Source organism: Mesorhizobium sp. WSM1293 (genome assembly GCF_000513875.1).
GTDB classification, from domain to species: Bacteria; Pseudomonadota; Alphaproteobacteria; order Rhizobiales; family Rhizobiaceae; genus Mesorhizobium; species Mesorhizobium ciceri.
The window spans coordinates 201,016-226,032 of sequence record NZ_AZUV01000008.1 but is presented as its reverse complement, the minus strand read 5'-3'; the positions used below and the strand labels follow the sequence as shown (position 1 = coordinate 226,032).

At 62.7% G+C, this 25,017-nt stretch carries 20 protein-coding genes; 11 read left to right on the top strand and 9 right to left on the bottom strand.

Features of this window, described 5'->3' with window-relative positions; translation table 11 throughout:
• Positions 1-121: 121 nt before the first annotated feature.
• Positions 122-889 (bottom strand): triose-phosphate isomerase, encoded by a 768-nt coding sequence (gene tpiA, locus M729_RS0110935; protein ID WP_013531736.1) that lies wholly within the window; start codon positions 887-889, stop codon positions 122-124.
• Between the two features lie 145 nt (positions 890-1,034).
• On the opposite strand from tpiA, the gene M729_RS0110930 reads away from it, so the two are divergent.
• Genes M729_RS0110930 through glp form a run of 5 tightly spaced genes read left to right on the top strand, consistent with a single transcriptional unit; the run spans position 1,035 to position 6,440 of the window.
• Positions 1,035-2,927, top strand: a complete 1,893-nt coding sequence (locus M729_RS0110930) for a SurA N-terminal domain-containing protein (RefSeq protein ID WP_027161568.1) — start codon at positions 1,035-1,037, stop codon at positions 2,925-2,927.
• Positions 2,924-3,934, top strand: a complete 1,011-nt coding sequence (trpD, locus tag M729_RS0110925; protein WP_027161567.1) for an anthranilate phosphoribosyltransferase — start codon at positions 2,924-2,926, stop codon at positions 3,932-3,934. Before M729_RS0110930 ends, trpD begins: the two co-directional genes overlap by 4 nt.
• Before the next feature lie 3 nt (positions 3,935-3,937).
• Positions 3,938-4,750, top strand: a complete 813-nt coding sequence (gene trpC, locus M729_RS0110920; protein ID WP_027161566.1) for an indole-3-glycerol phosphate synthase TrpC — start codon at positions 3,938-3,940, stop codon at positions 4,748-4,750.
• A gap of 2 nt (positions 4,751-4,752) precedes the next feature.
• Positions 4,753-5,235: a cyclic pyranopterin monophosphate synthase MoaC gene (moaC, locus tag M729_RS0110915; RefSeq protein WP_013531740.1), complete on the top strand. Its 483-nt coding sequence runs from the start codon at positions 4,753-4,755 to the stop codon at positions 5,233-5,235.
• The gene (gene glp, locus M729_RS0110910) at positions 5,235-6,440 is read left to right on the top strand and encodes a gephyrin-like molybdotransferase Glp (protein ID WP_024503338.1); all 1,206 of its coding nucleotides are present in this window, start codon (positions 5,235-5,237) and stop codon (positions 6,438-6,440) included. Before moaC ends, glp begins: the two co-directional genes overlap by 1 nt.
• A gap of 48 nt (positions 6,441-6,488) precedes the next feature.
• Here glp and M729_RS0110905 read toward each other — a convergent pair whose 3' ends face one another.
• Positions 6,489-7,319, bottom strand: coding sequence for an alpha/beta hydrolase (locus M729_RS0110905; protein WP_027161565.1), 831 nt, complete (start codon positions 7,317-7,319; stop codon positions 6,489-6,491).
• Between the two features lie 313 nt (positions 7,320-7,632).
• On the opposite strand from M729_RS0110905, the gene M729_RS0110900 reads away from it, so the two are divergent.
• The 4 genes from M729_RS0110900 to lexA all read left to right on the top strand — a co-directional run bounded on the left by M729_RS0110900 (position 7,633) and on the right by lexA (position 12,567).
• Entirely contained in the window at positions 7,633-9,258 is a 1,626-nt protein-coding gene (locus tag M729_RS0110900; RefSeq protein ID WP_027161564.1) for an AMP-binding protein, read from the top strand.
• Positions 9,255-10,091, top strand: coding sequence for a tryptophan 2,3-dioxygenase (gene kynA / locus M729_RS0110895; RefSeq protein WP_027161563.1), 837 nt, complete (start codon positions 9,255-9,257; stop codon positions 10,089-10,091). The genes M729_RS0110900 and kynA overlap by 4 nt, the downstream gene beginning before the upstream one ends.
• A gap of 77 nt (positions 10,092-10,168) precedes the next feature.
• Positions 10,169-11,416 (top strand): kynureninase, encoded by a 1,248-nt coding sequence (gene kynU, locus M729_RS0110890; RefSeq protein ID WP_024503342.1) that lies wholly within the window; start codon positions 10,169-10,171, stop codon positions 11,414-11,416.
• Between the two features lie 410 nt (positions 11,417-11,826).
• Complete coding sequence (lexA, locus tag M729_RS0110885) at positions 11,827-12,567, top strand: transcriptional repressor LexA (protein WP_013531746.1); 741 nt, start codon at positions 11,827-11,829, stop codon at positions 12,565-12,567.
• Here lexA and M729_RS0110880 read toward each other — a convergent pair.
• Positions 12,561-15,023 carry a ComEC/Rec2 family competence protein gene (locus M729_RS0110880; RefSeq protein WP_027161562.1) on the bottom strand — a complete coding sequence of 821 codons (2,463 nt, stop codon included), beginning with the start codon at positions 15,021-15,023 and terminating at the stop codon, positions 12,561-12,563. The genes lexA and M729_RS0110880 overlap by 7 nt on opposite strands.
• Before the next feature lie 102 nt (positions 15,024-15,125).
• On the opposite strand from M729_RS0110880, the gene gltX reads away from it, so the two are divergent.
• Both gltX and gltA read left to right on the top strand, forming a co-directional pair.
• The gene (gltX, locus tag M729_RS0110875) at positions 15,126-16,550 is read left to right on the top strand and encodes a glutamate--tRNA ligase (RefSeq protein ID WP_027161561.1); all 1,425 of its coding nucleotides are present in this window, start codon (positions 15,126-15,128) and stop codon (positions 16,548-16,550) included.
• 184 nt (positions 16,551-16,734) lie between these two features.
• Positions 16,735-18,060: a citrate synthase gene (gltA, locus tag M729_RS0110870; RefSeq protein ID WP_013531749.1), complete on the top strand. Its 1,326-nt coding sequence runs from the start codon at positions 16,735-16,737 to the stop codon at positions 18,058-18,060.
• 62 nt (positions 18,061-18,122) lie between these two features.
• Here the strand turns inward: gltA and lpxB are convergent, their stop codons facing one another.
• The 6 genes from lpxB to bamA form a co-directional block, all read right to left on the bottom strand.
• On the bottom strand, positions 18,123-19,301 hold the full coding sequence (lpxB, locus tag M729_RS0110865; protein WP_027161559.1) for a lipid-A-disaccharide synthase: 1,179 nt from the start codon (positions 19,299-19,301) through the stop codon (positions 18,123-18,125).
• The gene (locus M729_RS0110860) at positions 19,294-20,196 is read right to left on the bottom strand and encodes an LpxI family protein (RefSeq protein WP_244506957.1); all 903 of its coding nucleotides are present in this window, start codon (positions 20,194-20,196) and stop codon (positions 19,294-19,296) included. The genes lpxB and M729_RS0110860 overlap by 8 nt, the downstream gene beginning before the upstream one ends.
• Entirely contained in the window at positions 20,183-21,016 is an 834-nt protein-coding gene (gene lpxA / locus M729_RS0110855) for an acyl-ACP--UDP-N-acetylglucosamine O-acyltransferase (RefSeq protein WP_027161558.1), read from the bottom strand. Before lpxA ends, M729_RS0110860 begins: the two co-directional genes overlap by 14 nt.
• Before the next feature lie 13 nt (positions 21,017-21,029).
• On the bottom strand, positions 21,030-21,497 hold the full coding sequence (fabZ, locus tag M729_RS0110850) for a 3-hydroxyacyl-ACP dehydratase FabZ (protein ID WP_013531753.1): 468 nt from the start codon (positions 21,495-21,497) through the stop codon (positions 21,030-21,032).
• Positions 21,490-22,548, bottom strand: a complete 1,059-nt coding sequence (gene lpxD, locus M729_RS0110845; protein WP_013531754.1) for a UDP-3-O-(3-hydroxymyristoyl)glucosamine N-acyltransferase — start codon at positions 22,546-22,548, stop codon at positions 21,490-21,492. The genes fabZ and lpxD overlap by 8 nt, the downstream gene beginning before the upstream one ends.
• A gap of 75 nt (positions 22,549-22,623) precedes the next feature.
• Positions 22,624-24,996, bottom strand: coding sequence for an outer membrane protein assembly factor BamA (bamA, locus tag M729_RS0110840; protein ID WP_027161557.1), 2,373 nt, complete (start codon positions 24,994-24,996; stop codon positions 22,624-22,626).
• Positions 24,997-25,017: the final 21 nt, after the last annotated feature.

Genomic DNA, 25,017 nt, shown 5'->3' with positions numbered 1-25,017 from the left:
TGGAGGCGGCTCAATACAATGCTTTGACGGCATTTCCAAGCCCGTGGCCGGAATATGGGAAGCAACCCGTCCTTTGCAACGATTTCGTGCACCGGAAGCCCTGTCCGGCGGGGAAATGTCTTCAAGCAATATTGCGATAGGCCTCGGCGATGCCGAGAAAGTCCGCCGCTTTCAGGCTGGCGCCGCCAACCAGCGCGCCGTCGACATTCCTGACGCCGAGCAGTTCGACCGCGTTGGAGGGCTTGACCGAGCCGCCATAGAGAATGCGCACCTTCGCCGCGACGCCGCCGAGCTTTTCCGACAGCTTTTCGCGGATATGTGCGTGTGCCGCAGCGACGTCGGCCGCCGTCGGCGTCAGGCCGGTGCCGATCGCCCATACCGGCTCATAGGCAATGATGGTGTTGGACGGGGTGGCGCTTGGCGGGACCGAGCCCTCGACCTGCCGCGACAGCACGTCCAGCGTGGCGCCCGCTTCACGCTGCTCATGCGTTTCGCCGACGCAAATGATGGCAACAAGCCCGGCACGCCATGCGGCGGATGCCTTGGCCTGGACAGTGGCGTCATCCTCGCCGCGTTGCTCGCGGCATTCGGAATGGCCGACGATGACATGGCTCGCACCGGCATCCCTGAGCATTTCCGCCGAGATGCAGCCGGTGTAGGCTCCGCTCTCCTTGGTGTGGCAATCTTCGCCGCCGGCATGCACCGGCGTGCGCGACAGGATCTCGGCGGCGTGGGCAAGCAGGGTTGCGGGAACGCAAACCAGCGCTTCGGTCTCCGCGTCAAGCCCACTCATGAAGCCGTTGCCGATCATCCTGAGCTCGTTGAGGGAGGCGCTGGTGCCGTTCATTTTCCAGTTGCCGGCGACGAGCGGGCGAATTCCTGGCGTCATGGGTTTGCTTCTCCGGATGATATCGGGGCTCTGGCCCTCACTACCAAAATCAGGCCACAAAGCAATCGACAGTGGGCCGGAAGGGCGCTATTGCGCTTGTTTCAGACTCGGCGCATGCGAAAATGCGCATAAATCGGAAGTAAAAATGCTTGGTATATTGAGAAGCGCGGCAGGCACCTGGGTCGCGAAGGGGCTGTTGGTGCTGCTGGTGCTCAGCTTTTTGGTCTGGGGCGTTTCCGGACGGCTGATGGGCGGTTTGGCCGGCCATGATTCGGTGATAACCGCTGGCGGCACCAAAGTGTCGATCAACGAATACCGTCTCGCCTATGATCGCCAGCTCGCCGTCATGTCGCAGCAGTTCGGCCAACGTCTCAGCCACGAACAGGCAAAGGCGCTCGGTGTCGACAACCAGGTGCTGGCGCAGCTCGTCTCGGGTGCCGTTCTCGATGAACAGGCCCGCAAGCTGGGCCTCGGACTTTCCAAGGATCGGCTGGCCGAGCTGACACGCGAAGACCCGGCCTTCAAAGGCCCGGGCGGCCAGTTCGATCGCAGAACGTTCGAATATATGCTGCAGCAGATTGGCATGCGACCCGAGGACTATTTGAAGAACCGTGCTCAGGTGGCGGTGCGCCAGCAGATTGTCGAGGCGGTCTCGGACGGCCTCAAGGCTCCGGACACTTTCTTCAAGGCAGTTGCGCTCTATCGCGGCGAAGACCGCACCATCGACTATTTGACGCTGCCCAAGGCACTGGTGGAGCCGATAGCGGCGCCATCCGATAGCGTGCTTTCGGCCTATTTCGAAGCCAACAAGAAGACATATGCGGCACCCGAATACCGCAAATTCTCCTATGTCCGCCTCGAGCCGGTCGACATCATGGATCCGACCGCCGTCACCGACCAACAGGTCAGCGACGACTACAACAAGAACAAGGCGCGTTACACCACGCCGGAATTGCGCACCATCGAGCAGCTCGTGTTCAAGACGCCGGATGCGGCCAAGGCCGCGCTCGATTCGCTCAAGGCAGGCGCCACTTTCGACAAGCTGGTCACGGCGGAAGGCAAGACCCCGGCCGACACGTTGCTCGGCACGCTTGCCAAGGACAAGATCGCCGACAAGGCGGTCGCCGACGCCGCCTTCGCGCTTAACGCCAATGAAGTCAGCCAGGTCGTGCAGGGCGCCTTCGGTCCGGTGCTGCTGCGTGTCACCGAGATCAAGCCCGAGGTGGTGAAGCCGCTGGCCGAGGTGTCCGACCAGATCCGCAAGGATCTGGCGCTGGGCGAGGCAAGCCGCATCCTTCTGGACGTGCGCGACAATTACGATGACACCCGCGCCGCCGGCAGTTCGCTGGCCGACGCTGCGGCCAAGCTGAAGCTGAAGGTCGTCACCATCGACGCCATCGATCGCAGTGGACTGCGGCCAGATGCAAGCATCGTCAAGGACCTGCCGCAATCGCCGGAGCTGATCAAAGCGGTCTTCGACGCCGAACCCAACACGGAAAACGATGCCTTGACCACAGCCGACAACGGCTTCGTCTTCTATGAGGTGGCGTCCATCACGCCGGCTCGCGACCGCACGCTGGATGAGGTTCGTCAGAAAGTCGTGGCCGACTGGACGGCGGCGGAAACAAGCAAGCGGCTCGCCGCCAAGGCTGACGAGCTGGAAAAGCGGCTCAAGGCCGGCGCAACGCTCGATGTCATTGCCAGCGAACTGAAGCTGGAAAAGCAGACCAAGCGCGGTGTCAAGCGCGAGGCTGACGATGTCGATTTCGGCAAGGAAGGTGCCGCAGCGATGTTCGGAGTCGGCGAAGGCGATACCGGCCTGATCCCCTCGCCTACCGGCGACGGGCAGATCCTGTACAAGGTCGCCGAAGTGTTCGAGCCCGCCGGGGCCGATGCCAGCTCGGTGCCGGATGACGCACAGAAATCCTTCACCTCCGGCATGTCGGACGACCTGCTCGACCAATTGGTGGCGCAGTTGCAGACGCAGTACGACGTTCGCGTCGACCAGGCCGCCGTCGCCCAAGCCTCGACAAGATGAGCGCGCTGAAAACCCATATCGCCAAGATCGCGACCGGTAGCGCGCTTTCCTTCGAGGAAGCGCGCGAGGCCTTCGACATCATCATGTCGGGTGATGCGACCCCCGGCCAGATCGGCGGTTTCCTGATGGCGCTGCGCGTGCGCGGCGAGACGGTGAGCGAGATTTCCGGCGCCGTCGCCACCATGCGGGCCAAGATGCTGCAAGTCGACGCGCCGGACGGCGCCATCGATATCGTCGGCACCGGCGGGGACAATTCCCACAGCGTCAATATTTCCACGGGATCGGCCTTTGTCATCGCCGGCAGTGGTGTGCCGGTTGCCAAGCACGGCAATCGTGGCCTGTCCTCGCTGACAGGAGCCGCCGACGTGCTGGTTGCGCTCGGCGTCAAGATCGACATCTCGCCCGAATTCATCGGCCGCTGCATCCACGAGGCTGGCATTGGTTTCATGTTCGCGCCCGCGCACCATCCAGCGATGAAACATGTCGGTCCGACCCGCGTCGAACTCGGCACCCGCACCATCTTCAACCTGCTCGGGCCGCTCTCCAATCCAGCTGGCGTCAAGCGGCAGCTGGTCGGTGTGTTCCTGCCGGAATGGATCCTGCCGGTTGCCGAGACGCTGAAGGCACTGGGTGCGGGGCATGCCTGGGTTGCTCATGGCGACGGCTATGACGAGATCACCACCACCGGCGAGACGCAGGTCGCCGAACTGATCGGCGGCGAGATCCGCAGCTTCACCCTGACGCCTGAAGCGGTCGGGTTGCCGCGCCACAGCAGGGACGAACTGCGTGGCGGCGATGCGGACTACAATGCCAAAGCCTTGCGCGATATGTTGGGCGGCGCTGCCGGCGCCTATCGCGACACCGTGCTGATGAATGCCGGCGCCGGCCTGGTGGTGGCGGGCAAGGCGACGACGCTTGCCGACGGCATCGCGCTCGCCGCGCAAGCCATCGACAGCGGCCGGGCCCTGCAAGTGCTCGACAGGCTGGTCGAGATTTCGAACGGGTAAAACGTGTCTGACATTCTTCGCAAGATCGAGGCCTACAAGCGCGACGAGATCGCGGCGGCAAAGGCACGTGTGCCGCTGGCCGAAATCAAGGCGCGAGCCAAGGACGCCGACGCACCGCGCGGCTTTCTTGCCGCGCTCGAAGCAAAGCGCAAATCCGGCGCCTTTGCGCTGATTGCCGAGATCAAGAAGGCAAGCCCGTCCAAGGGGCTGATCCGCGCCGATTTCGATCCGCCGGCGCTGGCGCAGGCCTATGCCAAGGGTGGCGCTGCCTGTCTTTCGGTGCTGACCGACGCACCGTCCTTCCAGGGCGCGCCGGAATTTCTCACCCGGGCGCGAGCCGCCGTCGCGCTGCCGGCGCTGCGCAAGGATTTCCTGTTCGATCCCTATCAGGTCTACGAAGCCCGCGCCTGGGGCGCGGATGCCATCCTGATCATCATGGCCAGCGTCGACGACGCCCTGGCGAGCGAGCTTGAGGCAACGGCATTCGAACTCGGCATGGATGCGCTGATCGAGGTGCATGATGAGGCCGAGACGCTGCGCGCGCTAAAACTGTCGTCGCGGCTGATCGGCATCAACAACCGCAATCTGAGAACATTTGAAACCAGCCTTAAAACGTCGGAGCGGCTGGCACCCATGGTGCCGGGCGGCCGCCTGCTGGTCAGCGAGAGCGGTATTTTCACCCATGACGACTGCCTCAGGCTGCAAAAGAGCGACATCGGCACTTTTCTTGTCGGCGAGAGCCTGATGCGGCAACAGGACGTCACCACCGCGACGCGCTTGCTTCTGACAGGCAAGGCTTTGGCCGAGGCTATCTGACGATGGTATCAGGCCTGACCCATCTCGGCGCGCAGGGCGAGGCCAACATGGTCGATGTCGGCGACAAGGAAGAAACAACGCGCACGGCGATCGCCGAAGGCTTTGTCGCGATGCAGCCCGAGACGCTGAAGATGATCCTCGCCGGCAACGCCAAGAAGGGCGACGTGCTCGGCACCGCGCGCATCGCCGGCATCATGGCGGCGAAGAAGACGCATGATCTGATCCCGCTCTGCCATCCGCTGCTGCTGACCAAAGTTTCCGTCGACATCGAGCCCGACCATGCATTGCCGGGCCTGAAGGTCACCGCGCTGGCGCGCGTCACCGGCAAGACGGGCGTCGAGATGGAAGCGCTGACGGCCGCTTCGGTAGCCTGCCTGACCATCTACGACATGGCCAAAGCAGTAGACCGCGCCATGGTCATCACCGGCATCCGCCTGGTCGAAAAGACCGGCGGCAAGTCGGGTGACTACAAGGCGAGCTCCTGATGGCGCTGGTTCCTATCGCGGAGGCGCTTGAACGCCTGCTCGATGGTGCGGCACCTCTAGCCGGCGAAAGCGTTCCTCTGTTCGAGGCGGTGGATCGTGTTCTGGCGGAACCGGTCGTGGCACTCCGTACCCAGCCACCTTTCAACGCTTCCGCCATGGATGGCTATGCCGCTCGAGCCGCCGACGTGGCGTCGGTACCATCCAGGCTGTCGGTGATCGGCATGGCGCCGGCCGGACGTGGTTTTGCCGGTAGGATCGGCAAGGCACAAGCGGTGCGCATCTTCACCGGCGCGCCGTTGCCCGAAGGCGCCGACACCATCGTCATCCAGGAGAATGTCCGCGACCTCGGCGGCGGCGAAATCGAAGTGACCGAGCCGACGGCGCAATGGCGCAATATCCGTCGCATCGGGCTCGATTTTTCAACAGGCGACATGCTGCTCGAAAGAGGCCGTTTGCTCGACCCGGCGGCACTGTCGCTGGCAGCATCGGCCAACCATCCCCGGGTCAACGTGGTGAAACGACCGCTGGTCGCCATCATCGCCACCGGCGATGAATTGCTGCCGCCGGGCAGTGATCTCGGCCCGGACCAGATCATCTCGTCCAATGCCTATGGCGTCGCTGCCGCCGCACACTCGGTCGGCGCCCGCGCGCTCGATCTCGGCATTGCCGCCGATCGCAAGGAGGCCATCGCCGAACTGGTGCAAAAAGCGGTCGCGGCCGGTGCGGATGTCATCGTGACGCTTGGTGGCGCCTCGGTCGGCGATCACGACCTGATCCACGATGTGCTGACCGGCGAAGGCATGACGCTCGGCTTCTGGAAGATCGCCATGCGCCCCGGCAAGCCGCTGATGTTCGGCCGCCTCGGCGATATCAGGTGCATCGGCCTGCCCGGCAACCCGGTGGCAAGCCTGGTCTGCTCGCAACTGTTCCTGAAGCCGCTGCTGGCGCGGCTCGGCGGCCGCAACCATCGCCAGGACATTCGCCCAGCGCGACTGGGTACCGCAATGCCGGCCAATGATTTGCGCCAGGACTATGTCCGAGCCGTGGTCAGGGAAGATGACGGCGCGCTGGTGGCGACGCCGTTCGGCATTCAGGATTCCTCGATGCTGAGAATGCTGGCCGACGCCAACGGGCTGATCGTGCGGGCGCCGTTTGCCCCTGCAGCAGCCGCGGGCGAGGCTTGCAGCGTTTTGATGCTGCGCTGAGGAATTCCAGGCAAGCCGTTCATAACAGACGAGAAAGTGATCTCGGCTCTAGCTGGAGATCAAGCTCTGCGTCAGCGGATGCGCCGGATCGGTAAGGCCGTCGACAATGTCGTAGTGATGCCGGTCGGGCTCGACCACGGTGCTGGTGGTGGCGCCAAGGCCGGTCCAGATGTTGGCAAGCAACGCATTCTGGCGCAGGAACTCGGCGCGCTCACCGCCGCCGGCCCAGCAGGTGATGCGGGCGCCATCCATCGGGCGCAGCAGGGCTGGGCTTTCAGCCAGCGCCTCCTCTTCGTCGATTGCCAGGTCCTTGTTCATGCCGGTGCGCATGAGCGGACGCAAATCGTGTAGACCTGAAATCGAAACGACATGGCGTATGCGCCGCGCCACATCCGGCGCCAAAGGCGTGGTTGTCGTCACCATCCGGGTGGCGAGATGGCCGCCGGCCGAATGTCCGGTCAGCATCAGCGGTCCGTCAACCATTGCCGCTGCCTTGCCAATCGCCGCCCCGACCTCCCGGACGATGCCTGCGATGCGTATGTCCGGGCACAGCGTGTAGGAGGGCATCGCAACGGCGAAGCCGCTGCCGACCGCGCCCTTGGCGAGATGCGACCACAAGCTCTTGTCGGTCTCCAGCCAGTAACCGCCATGGATGATCACCACCAGTCCTTTGGGCGCGGCCTTGGGAAGGAAAAGATCGAGCCGATTGCGCGACCCGTCGCCATAGGCGATGTCGAGCCGTGCCCGGCTCTCTGCCGAGAGCGCATCGCGGAATGCTGCCGCTGGCTCCGCCCAGGCGGCTGGCCAACGGTCGCTGCCGGCGATGTTCGCACCGTTGGCATAGGCATCATCCCAATCGACGATGTGACGTTCGAACATCTGCGCCCTCCCCCAAAACGGCATCGCTTCTCCGCCAGCAATGGCCAACGCCACGACATGCGTCAATGCTCCAGGGCAAAAACACTTTAGGCTTGAAACAAATTTCGACTGGTGCGATCCTGCCCGCACGAACAGCCGACAATGGGAGGTCTGCTGTGCTGCCCTCACCTGCAGATGTTCACCCTTTCGGCGCGCATCTCCGAGCAGGCGTGATGGGCAGCACGAAGCCTCCTCAGAGCAGGACCTTAGGATCCACCACATCCAGCCAAGGCGCATTGCGCACTGGCCAGGCAGCAGACGGGAGAGCGGCGACATGCTTGGGCCTTCAGCGCATATCGACACGTTCTCGCGCGATCACCTGCCGCCGCCGGAGCAATGGCCCGATATACTGCTCGATGGCTTCGACTATCCCGAACGCCTCAACGCCGGTGTCGAACTTACCGACCGGCTGGTCGAGAAGGGCCTCGGCGACCGCACAGCCCTGATCGGCAATGGCCGCCGCCGCACCTACAAGGAACTGTCGGACTGGACGAACAGGCTCGCCCACGCGCTGGTCGAGAATTATGGCGTCGAGCCCGGCAACCGGGTGCTGATCCGCTCGGCCAACAACCCCGCCATGGTCGCCTGCTGGCTGGCTGCCACCAAGGTCGGCGCCGTGGTCGTCAACACCATGCCTATGCTGCGCGCCGGCGAACTGGCCAAGATCGTCGACAAGGCGGAAATCACCGTCGCGCTCTGCGACACCAGGCTGATGGACGAGATGACCGCCTGCGCCAAGGACAGCACCTTCCTCAAACAGGTCATAGGCTTCGACGGCACCGCCAACCATGATGCCGAGCTCGATCGTGCCGCTCTCGACAAGCCGGTGACATTCACCGCCGTCAACACCGGCCGCGACGATGTCGCGCTGCTCGGCTTCACCTCGGGCACGACAGGCGTGCCGAAGGCGACGATGCATTTCCACCGCGACCTCCTGATCATCGCCGACGCCTATGCCCGCGAAATCCTGGAGGTGACGCCGGACGACATCTTCGTCGGCTCGCCGCCGCTGGCCTTCACTTTCGGCCTTGGCGGGCTCGCTATCTTTCCCCTGCGCTTCGGTGCGGCGGCGACGCTGCTGGAGCAGGCGACGCCACCCAACATGATCCACATCATCGAGACCTACAAAGCCACGATCTCCTTCACCGCGCCGACTGCCTATCGCGCCATGCTGAAGGCCATGGATGAAGGTGCCGACTTGTCGTCGCTGCGCGTTGCCGTTTCAGCCGGCGAAACCTTGCCCGCTCCGGTTTTCGAAGAGTGGACGCAAAAGACCGGCAAGCCGATCCTCGACGGCATCGGCGCCACCGAAATGCTGCATATCTTCATCTCCAACCGCTTTGGCGACATGAAGCCCGCGTCGACCGGCAAGCCGGTCGGCGGCTACGAGGCGCGCATCGTCGACGACGAGATGCGCGAAGTACCGCGCGGCGCGACCGGCAGGCTTGCGGTGCGCGGACCGACCGGCTGCCGCTACATGGCCGATATCAGGCAGAAGGACTACGTGCGCGACGGCTGGAACATCACCGGCGATACCTTCACGCAGGACGAGGACGGCTTCTTCCATTTCGCTGCGCGCTCCGACGATATGATCGTCAGCGCCGGCTACAACATCGCCGGCCCCGAAGTCGAGGCCGCACTTCTGTCACATCCCGACGTCGCCGAATGCGCGGTCATTGGTGCCGAGGACGCCGAGCGCGGCCAGATCGTCGAGGCACATGTCGTGCTGGTGCAGGGCGTGGCGCCTGACGCATTGACCACCAAGCGCCTGCAGGACCATGTCAAGGCGACGATCGCACCCTACAAATACCCGCGATCGGTGAAATTCATTGCTGCTTTGCCCAAGACCCAGACCGGCAAGATCCAGCGCTTCCGGCTGCGCACGGAGAAAGTCAATTGAGCGAGCCCTACGATCCGGCGTCCGAAGGCGCACAGATGTCGTTCAACGAGCGCATGTCGTACAGCGACTATCTGCACCTGGAGAAAGTGCTGGAGGCGCAGACGCCGCTGTCGTCGGCGCATGACGAGATGCTGTTCATCATCCAGCACCAGACCTCGGAACTGTGGATGAAGCTCGCTTTGCACGAGATTGGCGCCGCGATCCGCTCGATCCGCGCCGACCGGCTCGAGCCGAGCTTCAAGATGCTGTCGCGAGTCGCGCGCATCTTCGAGCAGCTGAACAATGCCTGGGATGTGCTGCGAACGATGACGCCCAGCGAATATACCGAGTTTCGCGACGCGCTCGGCCAGTCCTCGGGTTTCCAGTCCTGGCAGTATCGCGCCATCGAGTTCATGGCCGGCAACCGCAACCTGGCCATGCTCGGCCCTCACAAGCATCGGCCTGACCTCAGCGGAAAGCTGGAAGCCATCCTGGCCGAGCCATCGCTCTACGACGAAGCGCTGCTGCTTTTGGCGCGCAACGGATTCGACATCGGTGCCGATGCCAGGCGCACGGACTGGCGTGAGACGCGAACCGAGAATGAAGAGGTCCTGGTCGCCTGGCAGACTATCTACCGCGATCCGCAGCGCTACTGGATGTTCTACGAACTGGCCGAGAAGCTGGTCGACTTCGAGGATTATTTCCGCCGCTGGCGCTTCAACCACGTCACCACGGTGAAGCGCATCATCGGTCTGAAGCGCGGCACCGGCGGCACGTCGGGTGCTTCGTATCTGAAGAAAATGCTCGAGGTCGTGCTGTTTCCGGAGCTGTGGACGGTCCGCACTCGGCTCTGACATCATCGAAATGAGAACAGGCTCACCGAAGGGACGCTCTGTGGCGGAAACCCTTCGCGAACAACCGGGGACTGACCATGAGTGGAATTCCTGATCTCGCCGCAGTCGAAGCGATGGATGCCACGGATCCGCTGCGGGCCATGCGCGACCGTTTCATTCTGCCGGAGGGGGTGATCTATCTCGACGGCAATTCACTGGGGGCAGCATCTCATGCCGTTTTCGGCGAGCTGCAGCAGGCGGCGACGCAGGAATGGGCCCGAGATCTTATCCGAGCCTGGAACACGGCCGGATGGTTCGAGATGCCGATCGAACTCGGCGACCAGCTCGGACGCCTGATAGGAGCCGCGGCCGGCCAGACCGTTGTCTGCGACACGACATCGACCAACATCTACAAGGTGCTGCACGCAGCGATGGAGATGCGGCCCGGCCGGTCAGCCATCGTCGCCGAAGGTGACAGTTTTCCCACCGACCTGTACATCGCCGAAGGCGTGGCCTCGACCCGGGATGGCGTCCTGCTGCGCCTCGCGGGCGTCGACGCGCCGACCATCGAAGATCTGATCGACGAAAACGTCGCGGTGGTGCTGGTCAACCACGTCAATTACAAATCGGGTGAACTGCGCGACATGGCGGCGCTGACGCGCAGGGCTCATACGGCCGGAGCGCTGATCGTCTGGGATCTCTGCCACACCGCCGGCGCCCTGCCCGTCGAGCTCGATCAGGCAAATGCCGATTTCGCTGTCGGCTGCACGTACAAGTACCTCAACGGCGGTCCGGGCGCGCCGGCCTTCATCTATGCCGCGCAGCGCCACCACGGCGATATCAGCCAGCCGCTCAGCGGCTGGTGGGGCCATGCGCGGCCCTTTGCCTTCGAACGGGGTTATGTTGCCGGCACCGGCATCCGCCGTTTTCTGTGCGGTACGCAACCGGTCCTGTCGATGCGGGCGCTCAAAGGCGCGCTTGCCATCTGGAGCGACGTCGACATGGCGGCATTGCGAAAGAAGAGCGTCGCGCAGACAGAACTGTTCATCCAGCTCGTCGAAGCCAAGTGCGGCGCCTACGGTCTCACGCTGGAGACCACCCGCGACGCGACCAGGCGCGGCAGCCAGGTGTCGTTCCTTCACGACCACGGCTATCAAATCATGCGGGCGCTGATCGAGCGCGGGGTGATCGGTGACTTCCGCGCACCGTCGACCATCCGTTTCGGCTTCACGCCGCTCTATGTCAGCTACAAGGATGTGTGGCTGGCGGTTGAGGTTCTGGAAGACATTCTGCGCACGGGTGCATGGAAGGACCAGCGTTTCGCCGTCAAGGAAGCCGTTACCTGACGCACCGATCCCGGCGATCCGCCGTCGCTGCCCTCACTGCCTGGCAAATGACGGAGAGCTGAATTTCCAGCCAAAATGCCCAACTGACGTTGGCGTTTTGGCTCCGTTTCGTTCACGGCAAACGAACGTCCCGAAGGTTGCAATCGCCCCTTGTCGAGGCTGATCGACAGATAACGCCAAGCTTTGGTAGAGGATAAGCCACAGGTCATTAACCATAACAATTTCAATGTGAGCAGGCGCATTGCCGAAGGTGGCGCCCGTCGATCGTAACCCGCTGGCAAGCGCCAAATAATTTCAGCAGCCTTAACAAATTCATTAAACTTTAAACGGTTGCAGAACACAACTGGAACAGATAGTGTTTGTTCTGGGTTTGTTTTTCGATTCTGGTTTCAGGGAACCTGGGGGCCGCCATGCTGACACGCAAGCAACATGAACTGCTGATGTTCATCCATGAACGCCTGAAGGAGAGCGGCATTCCGCCATCCTTCGACGAAATGAAGGAGGCGCTCGACCTTGCCTCCAAATCCGGGATTCATCGGCTGATCACGGCCCTTGAGGAGCGCGGCTTTATCCGCCGGCTGCCCAATCGGGCCCGCGCGCTGGAAGTGCTGCGGCTGCCGGACTCCATCGCGCCAGGCCTCAATGCGGCAAAGAAGTTTTCGCCAAGCGTCATCCAGGGCAGTCTTGGTCAGGGTGGTGCTCTTGGCCGGCAGATCAAGCCGGCGCCTTCGCGGATGCCTTCGCCCGGCAATGACGACGATGCGGTCTCTGCCGTTTCGATCCCGGTCATGGGTCGCATCGCCGCCGGCGTGCCGATCGATGCCATCCAGCATCAGACGCATTCGATTTCGGTGCCGCCGGACATGATCATGGGCGGCGCGCACTATGCGCTGGAGGTCAAGGGCGATTCGATGATCGAGGCCGGCATCTTCGACGGCGACACCGTCATCATCCGTAACGCCGATACGGCCAGCCCCGGCGAGATCATCGTGGCGCTGGTCGATGAAGAGGAAGCGACGCTGAAGCGGTTCCGCCGCAAGGGCGCCTCGATTGCCCTCGAAGCCGCCAATCCAGCCTACGAGACACGGATTTTCGGGCCGGACAGGGTCAAGGTGCAAGGCAAGCTCGTCGGCCTGATCCGTCGCTACTGAGACGGCTGTGGGTTGACCACTGGCTTCTCGGGTTTCTTGAAGGGTGCCAGCCCCCTCGCCTCGCGAGAGTATCTGCGTTGCGTGTGCCAGGGCCGATATGGGCTGTCCACCGCGAAGCTGATCGTCGCCGGCGTGGTCGCCGATTGGCGATCGAAGAAGACCGCGGCACTGCCTTTGCGAGCCAGTTGCCGCTTGGTGATGACGAGAACCAGCGGGTTGTGACAGGCGTCATAGGCGGTGGCATCGTTGACGACGATCAGCTCGGCGAAGCCGCAGGCTTTCCAGGTGTCCTTGCGGTCCTCGACATAGGCAATGATCGCACCGGACATGTGCCTGGCCACGCAAACGCCTGAGGAGCAATAGAACGGCGATCCCGGCGGTAGCTCAACGGCATCCGCGACGTCGAATTGCCCATCGCTGTTGTCGAACACTTCCGGAACGACGATGGTTTCCGATGTCAGCGCGCGTTTCCAGTTGTCGACGGTGAATTCGTTCGGCCGTTGCCGGCTGACGGCAAGCTCACCGCCACCGATCGGCAACGCCACCAGCCGGGCGTCTTCCGAGATCAGCACATCGGGCGTGCGCGTATCCGAGACGGTCAGCAAGCCTGCCAACGCGAATGGCAGAGCCGCGAGCCGCAGCCATGTCGTCGCCATCGTCGCGATGACCAGGGCAATGGCCACCAGCAGGACCGACTGTTGCGAAATCAGCCCGACCCCATCGACAGGCGAACGCTCGGAGATCCAGCCCGATATGGCGATCATCATCGTCAGGCCCTTGCCCATCAGGTAGAGACCTGGCCAATCCAATCCGAAAGGCATCAGCAGCGCGCTGGCGACGGCCAGGAACATGACGACGGTGACGATCGGCATAACCGCGAGATTGGCGAACAGGCTGAGCGGCGACACACGCTGAAAATGCCAGATGGCAAACAGCGTCGTGGCGCTGCCGGCGATGATCGAGGTCATGGCCAGACCGATTGCCGCCAGCAGGAATTTTCGTGTCAGGAACCCGGGCAAGGATCGCTTCGGCGGCGGCGGTCTTGCTTTTCCCGCGCGGTGATCCGCCCAGCCGGCATAGGCGCCGACCAGAGCTGCGGTCGCGGCGAACGACATCTGAAAACTCGGGCCGACCACCTCATGCGGCGACACCACGATGACGGCGATCGCCGAGATCGCCAGATTGCGCATGGTGAGTGCTGCTCGATCGAACAGAACTGCAATCAGCATCACTGCCAGCATGATGAAGCTGCGCTCGGCGGCGACGACGATACCTGAGATGACGAGGTAGGCTGCGATCGAGAACAGTGCGGCGGCAGCGGCATACTTCTTGACCGGGCGACGCGCGGAAAAATCGGGAAACAAGGCGAAGGCGCCGCGCAGCAACCCCATGATGGTGCCGGCGACCAGAGCCATGTGCAGTCCCGAAATGGAGATGATGTGGTAGATGCCGGTACGTCGCATCGCCTCATTGATGTCGTCGGGAATGCCGGCGCGCACGCCGACGATCAGCGCCGCGGCGATCTCGCCTTCGGCGCCGCCGACGCTCGCCCTGATATGGTCGGCGATGCCTTCACGGGCATTTTCCACGCTGGAGGAAATTCGGGCCGACAGCGGCATGTCGCCATCATCGCTGACGACAAGCTTTGGATTGCCGAGAAAGAATCCGCTGCCACCAATGCCGGCAAAATAGCTGTCGAAGGAGAAATCATAGCTGTCCGGTCGCACCGGCCCGGTCGGCGGCAAAAGCTTGGCATATCCGGTGATGAGCGAGCCTGCGGTCACGTCAGCCGGGATCTTGCGTGCCGAAAGCCGTACCCGTTCCGGCGCATAGCGCAGTTTCGGTCTTGCGGTCGATGTTACGTCGATGGTCAGCCGGATACGGCCAGTTTCCATCCGGTCGAGCGAGACGACGCGGCCGGTCACCTGCGTCGAGATTTCCGAGCCCAACATTTGTGTGCCCGCACGCCACGTCTCGACCTTGGCAGCAAGCAGTCCTAGGGCGCACAAAAGTGCCGCCATGAAACACAGATGGGTCTTTGGCCATGAGCGCGAGACCAGCGCACAGATCCCCGTCAGGATGACAACCGCGACAGGTCTCGCAAAGTCGGGTTCAGCCGTCAGCGAAAAATAGCCGATCGCTCCGATCGCAAGGCAGACCGGTACCAGCAGGAAGGCCACGCCCCGGTCGAGTTCCAGGCTCGCCGCCGTGTTCACGCTGTGGCGCAGGCGAGGCAGTGATATCAGGCCGATCTGCCGGCGCACGCGCACGATCCTGCCGGTTCCGGCAACCGGAACAGAGGCGGCGACACCCGTTTGCAAGGGCAGCTTGCCGGAATCCGGCACGAGGGGCGACGGCGGCGGCAATGAGGCTGGCAGAGGCGCAAACAGGGACCGTTCGCGGACGCCAATGGCAGCGTCCTCGCCCTGATCCGAGCCCCAGCCTCGTCCAGCCATCGGGTCTGCCCCTTGCGCCCTCGACACCCTATGCTACATGAACGCGCAAAGCGCGAAAGTCCGCGCGACCGCACCCCGCTTCAGATGGTTTCCGAGAGTTCCATGTCCGACAAGGTCGTCACCCGTTTTGCCCCTTCGCCCACCGGCTATTTGCACATAGGCGGCGCGCGCACGGCGCTGTTCAACTGGCTGTATGCAAAGCACACCGGCGGCACGATGCTGCTGCGCATCGAGGACACCGATCGCGAACGCTCCAATGAAGCCGCGACGGCTGCCATCCTCGACGGGCTTTCCTGGCTTGGCCTGAGCTGGGACGGCGAGCCAGTGTCGCAGTTCGAGCGTGCGCCGCGCCACCGCGAGGTGGCCGAGGAGCTCGTGCGCATGGGCAAGGCCTATTATTGCTACGCCACGCCAGCCGAACTGGAGGCCATGCGCGAGGCCGCCAGAGCCAAGGGGCTGCCACCCCGCTACGATGGCCGCTGGCGCGACCGCGACCCATCAGAGGCACCCGCAGGTGCCAAGGGCGCCATCCGCATCAAGGCGCCGACCGAAGGCGAGACCGTCGTCCATGACCGGGTCCAGGGCGACGTGCGCTTTCCCAACAAGGATCTCGATGACTTCATCATCCTGCGTTCCGACGGCAATCCCACTTACATGCATGCCGTCGTCGTCGACGATCATGACATGGCCGTCACCCACATCATCCGCGGCGACGACCATCTGACCAACGCCGCTCGCCAGTCCGTGATCTACAACGCCATGGGCTGGAACGTGCCGTCCATGTCGCATATCCCGCTGATCCACGGCGCCGATGGCGCCAAGCTATCGAAGCGGCACGGCGCGCTTGGCGTCGAGGCTTATCGCGCCATGGGCTACCTGCCGGAGGCGCTGCTCAACTACCTGGCGCGTCTCGGCTGGAGCCATGGCGACGACGAGATCATGTCGATAAAGGACATGATTTCCTGGTTCGACATCGGCGACGTCAACAAGGGCGCGGCGCGCTTCGACTTCGCCAAGCTGGAGGCAATCAACGGCGCGCATATGCGCCGCATGAGCGATGCCGAACTGTTCGACATCTTCATCGCCACCCTGCCCTACCTCGAAGGTGGCCCGGCGATCGCCGCACGCCTGAACGACAGCACCAAGGCGCAGTTGCTGGCAGCGCTTCCGGGCCTGAAGGAGCGCGCCAAGACGCTGGTGGAGCTCGTCGACGGCGCGGCCTTCCTGTTTGCCACGCGACCGCTGCCGATCGACGACAAGGCGGCGCTTCTGCTCACCGATGACGCCCGCAAGATCCTGCGCAGTGCTCACGAAGCTTTGAACGGGCTTGCGGATGACTGGACAGCCGCCTCGGCGGAGGCGGCGATCCGCGAGGTGGCAGCGGCCGGCAGCCACAAGCTCGGCGCGGTGGCCCAGCCTTTGCGCGCCGCTTTGACCGGCAAAAGCACCTCGCCGGGCGTGTTCGATGTGCTCGCCGTGCTCGGCCGCGAGGAAAGCCTGGCGCGCATCTCAGATCAAATCGATTAGGAGCAAACTGGCCCAAGAAGATTGGCATTGAAAGGCGGGTTTCGCAGTGCAACATTAGGCCTTGGCCCAATCTGGCACGCACCTCCTGAAATGCGGTGGCGAATACGCGCATTGCGGTGATTTTCGACGTGTCGCTCTGCGAAATTTGCCTTTGCCGGCATGAGGAAACAAGAAGGAGTTTGCAATGACCGAAGCTGCGAAAAAACTGGATTTGGGCAAGACCCAAGAGGCCACCGCAACGCTTGAATTCGCCGGCAAGACCCATGAATTCAAGGTGCGAAGCGGTTCGGTCGGGCCTGATGTGATCGACATCGCCTCGCTCTACTCAACCACCGGCGCTTTCACCTACGATCCCGGCTTCACCTCGACGGCAAGCTGCGAGTCCGAAATCACCTTCATCGACGGCGACGCCGGCATCCTGTTGCACCGCGGCTATCCGATCGACCAGTTGGCCGAACATGGCGACTTCCTCGAGGTCTGCTATCTCCTGCTCTACGGTGAATTGCCGACCAAGGCGCAGAAGGACGATTTCGATTACCGCGTGACGCGCCACACCATGGTGCATGAGCAGATGTCGCGCTTTTTCACCGGCTTCCGCCGCGACGCGCATCCGATGGCGGTGATGTGCGGCGTGGTCGGCGCGCTGTCGGCCTTCTATCACGACTCCACCGACATTTCCGACCCCTACCAGCGCATGGTTGCCTCCATGCGGCTGATCGCCAAGATGCCGACGATCGCGGCGATGGCCTACAAATACCACATCGGCCAGCCCTTCATTTACCCGAAGAACGAGCTGAACTTTGCCGCCAACTTCCTGCATATGTGCTTTGCCGTGCCTTGCGAGGAATACAAGATCAATCCGGTGCTGGCGCGCGCCATGGAACGCATCTTCATCCTGCACGCCGACCACGAGCAAAATGCCTCGACCTCGACCGTTCGCCTCGCCGGCTCGTCGGGCGCCAACCCGTTTGCGTGCATCGCCGCCGGCATAGCCTGCCTGTGGGGACCCGCGCATGGCGGCGCCAATGAAGCGGCGCTCAACATGCTTGGCGAGATCGGCCATGTCGATCACATCCCCGAATTCATCGCCCGCGCCAAAGACAAGGACGACCCGTTCCGCTTGATGGGCTTCGGCCACCGCGTCTACAAGAACTACGATCCGCGCGCCAAGATCATGCAGAAGACGGCACATGAGGTTCTGGGCGAGCTCGGCATCAAGGACGATCCGCTGCTCGACATCGCCATGGAGCTGGAAAAGATCGCGCTGACCGATTCCTATTTCATCGAGAAGAAGCTCTACCCGAATGTCGACTTCTATTCCGGCATTACGCTGAAGGCGCTGGGCTTCCCCACCACCATGTTCACCGTGCTGTTCGCGGTCGCCCGCACCGTCGGCTGGATCGCCCAGTGGAAAGAGATGATCGAGGATCCGCGCCAGAAGATCGGCCGCCCGCGCCAGCTCTATACCGGTGCACCGGAGCGGGATTACGTGCCGATCGCCAAGCGGTGAATTAGGAAATAGTGAGTAGTGAGTAGTGAGTAGTGAGTAGTGAAGTCGGCCATTTCTACTGATTACTGACTACTCACTCTCTTGACGTACCGCATCACCACCTGCGCGGCGATCTCGCCGGACGGTCTACCGGTAGCCATGCGCCGCCTGATCTCTGCAAATCCATCCTTCTGCCAGGCACGCATGCCGCTGTCGGCGAACAGTGCTTCCAATTGCCGGGCAAGGTTATTCGGCTTGATATAGCCGTCGTAGAATTCGGGAATAAGCGCTCGATCCGATATCAGATTGGGCAGCAGCGCCGACCAGACGGAAACGAGGTACGGCGCCAAGATGCGCGCGACCGGGTCGAGCCTGTAGCAGGAAATCATCGGCACGCCGGCCAGCGCCAGTTCCAACGATACCGTCCCGGACGCGATCAGCGCCGCATCGGCCCTGCCGAAAGCCTGCCATTTGCGCTGGGGCTCGACGATGATCTCAGGCTTTTCATCCCAGCGGTTGACGGAAGATTTGACGAGGTCGGCGACATGCGGGACGGTCGGCAGCAGCAGCCGCAAGCGGTGGCCGCGCGCGCGCAGGATCGACACCGTCTCGCCGAACGGGTCGAGCAGCCGCCGTACCTCGCTACGCCGCGAACCGGGCAGGACGAGCAGGGTTTTGACACGATCAGGAGAAAGGTCGCGCGGCAGCTCCTGCGCCTTGGCTGCAGCGAGCAAGCCCGCATCGTGCGTCAGGCGATGCCCGACATAGGTGCCCGGTGGCCCGCCGAGCCGCTCCAACTCGTTAACCTCGAAAGGCAGGATGCAGAGGATGTGGTCGACATAGGGCTTCATCGCGACCGCCCTGCCCGGCCGCCACGCCCACACGCTCGGGCAGACATAGTGGATGATCGGAATCGACGGGTTGGCCGCACGCACCTTTTTGGCGACGCGCAACGAAAAGTCCGGACTGTCAATGGTGACGAGGCAATCCGGCTTTTCGTCGGCAACGGTCTTGGCCAGTTGGCTGATCCGCCGCATCAGGCGCGGAAGGTCGCGCAGGACGGCACTGAACCCCATGAGGGCGATCTCACCGGCATCGAATGGCGAGACCAGTCCCAGCGTCTGCAAATGACGGCCGCCGAGGCCGACGAGTTGCACCTCGCGCCCGGCCGCCTGCCTGAGCGAGCGTACTATGTCGGCGCCGAGCAGGTCGCCGGACTCCTCGCCGGCAACAATCGCGATCTTCAATGCCCTGTCAGCCACTGTGCGGCTCCGTCGTGGCAGGCAGGCCAATGACGAACAGGCCGAGTGCGTTGGCGCGCGCGATGGTTTCAGGACCTTCGAGAACCAGCGAACGTCCAGCCTCGACGGCAATCCCGGCAAGCTCGGCTGCATGCGCTGCTTCGACCGTCTGCAGGCCGATGGACGGAAGATCCGCTCGCAGTTCCTGACCAGGCTTGGCGCACTTGACCAGGACGCCGCGAGTCTTGCCCGCAATACGGCCGTGGCCGCGTAAGAGCTTTGCCCGCTCAAGCAGTCCGGCTGTTCCTTCGATGCCTTCCAGCGCAATGGTCCGGCCACCGATGGCGATCGCGGCCTGGCCGATGTCCAGCGCCCCGATGGCTTTTGCCGCGTCAAGGCCTGCCTCGATGTCACGCCAGTCCGACTTTTGTGGCGCGGCGTTGGTCAGGACGCCTTCGGCGGCGACAAGGCTCGGCACGACTTCATGGGCGCCGACAACTTTTATTCCACGGGCTTCGAGGCCCCTCGCCAAGACCTTCAGCAGGCCATCGTCGCCGCGCGCGAGCGCCATGACGACCAGCGGAATTACCGCGAGCAGGCTGAGACTGGGGCGCAGCGCAAGCAATCGCGGCCGGCGCTTGATCTCGCCTGCAAGCACCAGATGGGTGATCCGGTGCCGCCGTAGCAATGGGACCAGCGAACCTATACCTTCCAGAGCGAGGCTTTCATGATCGTATCGGGAGAGCTCCGCGATGCGGTCGACCTCGCCTTCCATCAGGATGACGAAGGGCGGATAGCCTTGTTCAGCCGAACCGGCCGCGACTTCGACCGGCAGACTGCCGCCGCCGGCAATGATGCCGACCCTGGAGCCCGGCGGAAGATCAAGACGCGCTGCCGCTGTCTCAGTCTTCGTCATCGACATCGTCGCCATCGCCGCCCTTGAGCGACGGCACAGCATAGTGCCGCTTGCCGCGACTGGTGATGAAATCGATGATCTTCATGGCGGTCGGCGACGACGCGAACTCCGCCTTGGCGAACTCGATGTTCTCGCCAACAGTGCGGGAACGATCGAAGATCATCCTGTAAGCCTTGCGCAGCACAAGGATTTCGGACCTCGGCAAGCCGGAGCGCTTGAGGCCAATGATGTTGAGACCGCGCAAACTGGCGCGGTTGCCGACCGCTATGGCAAAGGGGATCACATCGCCGACGATCGCGGAGCAGCCGCCCAGAAAGGCGTTGTCGCCGATGCGGACAAACTGATGCACTGCGGTCAAGCCGCCGATATAGACGTTGTTACCGACCTCGCAGTGGCCGCCCAGCGTTGCGCCATTGGCGAACGTCGCATTGTTGCCGACGACGCAATCATGGGCGATATGGGCGTAGGCGAGGAAATTGCCGTTGTCGCCGACCGTCGTCTCACCGCGGCTGGAATCGGTGCCGAGATGCATGGTCACGCCTTCGCGGATCGTGCAGTTCCTGCCGATGACCAGGGTGGTTCGGCCGCCCTTGTGCTTTGTGTTCTGCGGCGGCGCGCCCAATGTCGCCATCGGGTAGACCTTGGTCGAGGCGCCGATCGACGTCGCGCCCATCACCGAGACATGACTGACCAGTTCGACGTCGTCGCCGATCACCACATCGGCGCCGACATGGCAGAACGGCCCGATGCGCACACCTTGGCCGATTTGGGCGCCTTCCTCGACAATGGAGGAAGCATGAATGGATGTCTTGATTTTCATAAGCACTCGATCGTCAGTCGCTGGTGACCATCATGGCTGAAATCTCGGCCTCGGCCGCCTTGGCGCCGTCGACCATGGCTTCACAAGCGAATTTGAGCAGGTTGCCGCGTTTCTTGATTTTCTTGACATAGATCTTCAACTGGTCGCCGGGAACGACCGGTTTGCGGAATTTGGCGTTGTCGATGGTCAGGAAATAGACCAGCGACGGCTTTTCGGTACCCAGGCTGCGGATACAGATGGCGCCGGCCGTCTGCGCCATCGCCTCAACGATAAGCACACCCGGCATGACCGGCTGCTCAGGGAAATGGCCCTGAAAATGCGGCTCGTTTATGGTCACGTTCTTGATGCCGATGGCGGATTCGTCACCATCGATGTCGACGATACGATCGATCATCAGGAACGGATAGCGGTGCGGCAGGAGCTTCATCAGCCCCATGATGTCGACCGCTTCCAGCGTCGTCGACGCGATCATGTCAGCCATTGCCTCCCTCGCCCTGTTTGCGGGTCCTGGCGAGCTTGCGCAGCATGGCTATCTCCCGCATGGCTTCCGCCATCGGCTGTGCCGGATAGCCGCCCCAGATCTCGCCTGCAGGGACATTGCTCATAAATCCACTTCTGGCGGCAAGCTTGGCCCCTGTCCCTATGGTCAGGTGATCCGCAAGCCCCACGCCGCCGCCCATGGTGACATTGTCACCCACGACCACAGAACCCGAAATACCCGAAAGCCCGGCTATTATGCAATTGCGGCCGATGCGGACGTTATGGGCGATCTGCACGAGATTGTCGATCTTGGTGCCTTGGCCGATGATCGTATCGGACATGGCGCCGCGATCGACGGTGGTGTTGGAGCCGATCTCGACGTCGTCCTGGATAACGACACGACCGATCTGCGGCACGCGTTCGGGACCCTTGGCCCCGCCGACGAACCCAAAACCATCCTGGCCTATCCTGGCGCCGCCATGAATGATGACGCGATTGCCGATCAAGGCATACTGGATGCTGGCGCCCGGACCGACATAGCCGTCGCGGCCGATCTGGCAGGATTGTCCGATGACCGCATTTGGGGCGATGACAGTACCGCTGCCGATCGAAGCGCCTGGCCCGATAACCGCGCCGGCCTCGATGACGGCACCGGCTTCGACATGCGCGGTCGCATCGACATGAGCGTGCGGCGAGACGCCGGTTTCACTGGTCATCGGCCCTGGTGTCGCCGCCCTCGGAAACAGCAGACGCCCGATCAGCGCAAAGGCCTGTTGCGGGCGCGGATGAATGAGAACGGCAACGCTTGCCGGCGCCTTGCCGGCAAATTCCGCTGGGCACAGGACCGCGGCAGCCCGCAGCGACGGCATCAGCGCGGAATTACGCTTGCCGTCGACAAAGACCAGCGCATTCTCGCCGCCCTCGCTGGCCGGCGCGAGTGCTTCGATCGAAATATTGGAGTGGCCGGAATCGACAAGCACCGAGCCGGTCAGATTCGCGACTTCGCCCGCCGTATACCGGCGTGATGGCGCGAAGAACACCGGATCGGTCATTCCAGAAGCTATATCCAGCTAGGTCGGAACATTTCTCCCGGACCCTGAAGACCCGGGAGCATCGTTGGCCGCCGATCAGAAGCGGGTCGATATGCCGAAGTTGAATTCCTGCACGTCGTCAGACGCTTCCTTCTTGACCGGGATCGCGTAGTCGATACGGATCGGACCGAACGGCGACGCCCACATCAAGCCAACACCGACCGAAGCGCGCAGCTTCATGCCCACAGTCGACTGGTCGACCAAGTCGTTGGCAACCTTGCTGCCGTAGAGCGTGGCCGCATCCGCGAAGACCGCGCCACGCAGGCCGAAGCTCTCTGGAACGACCGGAAGCGGGAACTGGGCTTCCGCCGAGGCGTTAAAATAGGTCGTGCCGCCCAGATGGTCGCCAGCGCCGTCGTTGTCGACCGGACCGATGCCGCCGTAGGCGAAGCCGCGGATCATGCGGTCGCTGCTCTGGAAGTGATCGAACACGCGCAGATCGCCGTCGCCGCCGTAGCCTTCGACATGACCGGCGCCGCCCGAAATAAGTCCGACCAGATCATACTGCTCCGACAGCGTCTGGTAGATGCTGCCTCGCCCCGTGACCTTCACGAACTTTGCATCGCCACCGAGACCCGCGACTTCCACCGTCGTGGTGGCGTAGATACCCTCGTGCGGGTTCTTCATGTCGTCGATGGTGTTGTAGACCAATCCCAGGCTAACCGAAGACTTGATCCATGGGCTCTGCTCTATGCCATCCAGGATAGCGTCGGAAACATTGCACTTAAGGGGATCATAAATGCCACCGGTCACGCAATCATCATCCAGCTTATATTTCTCTTGCGAGATGTTGTAAGCTAGCTGCGTCGTGATGCTGTCGGTGATCGGCAGGCCGAAACGCACGGTCGCACCCGTGGTGTCACTGTCGTAATGATCGTAGTTCCGGGTTTGCTTGAAGATGTCGAAACCGGCGGCGATGCGCCGTCCGAGGAAATAAGGCTCGGTGAAGGACAGGCTGTAGTCGCGCGAATTCTTGCCGCCGCCCGCAGACACCTTGATGAACTGGCCGCGGCCGAGGAAGTTGCGCTCGGTCACCGATCCTTCGACCGACGGACCGGCCGTGTCGCCACCGGTCGAATAACCAGCACCCACCGAGAACTCGCCGGTCGACTTCTCAACCACGTCGACCACCAGAACGACCTGGTCGGGCTGCGAACCCGGCACAGTCGAGATGTCGACTTTCTCAAAGTAATTCAAGTTTTCCAGGCGCTTTTTCGCGCGCTGGATGAGCACCTGGTTGAAGGCGTCGCCTTCGCTGACGTCGAACTCGCGGCGAATGACATAGTCGCGCGTGCGATCGTTGCCGCGGATCTCGATGCGCTCGATATAGGCCTTGGTGCCCTGGTCGATCGTATAGACCACCGAAATGGTGTGGTTCTCGAAATTGCGGTCGCCGCGCGGCGTGACCTGCGCGAAGGCATAGCCGGAACCGGCCACCTTCTCGGTCAGCGCGATGATGGAATCCTCGACGTTCTTGGCGTTGTAGACGTCACCCTTGTGGGTCTCGATCACCGATTCCAGCGACTTGCCGTCGACTTCAGGGATCGTGCTCTCGACGCTGACATCGCCGAACGTGTAGCGGTCGCCTTCCTGGACGGTGATGGTGACCGTGTACTTGTTTGTCGCGCTGTCAAGCTCGCCGACAGCGGACACGACCTGGAAGTCGGCATAGCCGTGATTGTAGTAGAAGCGGCGCAGCAGCTCCTGGTCCGCGCGCAGCTTGTCGTCGTCGTAGACGTCGTCGCGCAGGATGAAGGAAACCCAGGACGAACGCTTGGTGTTGATGATATCCGACAGGCGGCGGCTGGAATAGGCGCTGTTGCCGACGAAATTGATCGCCGCGATCTGCGTGCGATCGCCTTCGGCAATGTTGAAGACCACATTCACGCGATTGTCGCCAAGCTGCATGACCTGCGTGGTCACGGTCACGTCGTCGCGACCAATGCGCTTGTAGGCAGCCTTGACCGATTCCACGTCGGCATCGAGCGTCGCCTGCGAGAACGTTCCGCGCGGCTTCAGCTGCACCGCCGCCGCGAGCGCATTGTCCTTGAGTTTCTTGTTGTTCTGGAACAGCACCTGGTTGACAACCTGATACTCGGCAACCTTGACCACCAGCGTCGAGCCGACCTGGTTGATCTGCACGTCCGAAAACAGGCCGGTGCCAAACAGTGCCTTGACCGCACCGTCGATATCGGAACTGGAGAAAGCCTTGCCCGGCTTGATGGTGATGTAATTGCGGATGGTCTCAGCGTCGATACGCTGGTTGCCGCTTACTTCGACTCTGCTGACGACAGCGGCTTCAGCCGCCGATGTGGCAACGAACTGCACTGCGAGCGCGCCTGGCACGACCATGGCCGCGGACAGGGTCACCGCGGACGCGGCGCTTAGAAACTTGGATGCTGCCTTCATCGGGCTTAATAACCTTTTCTC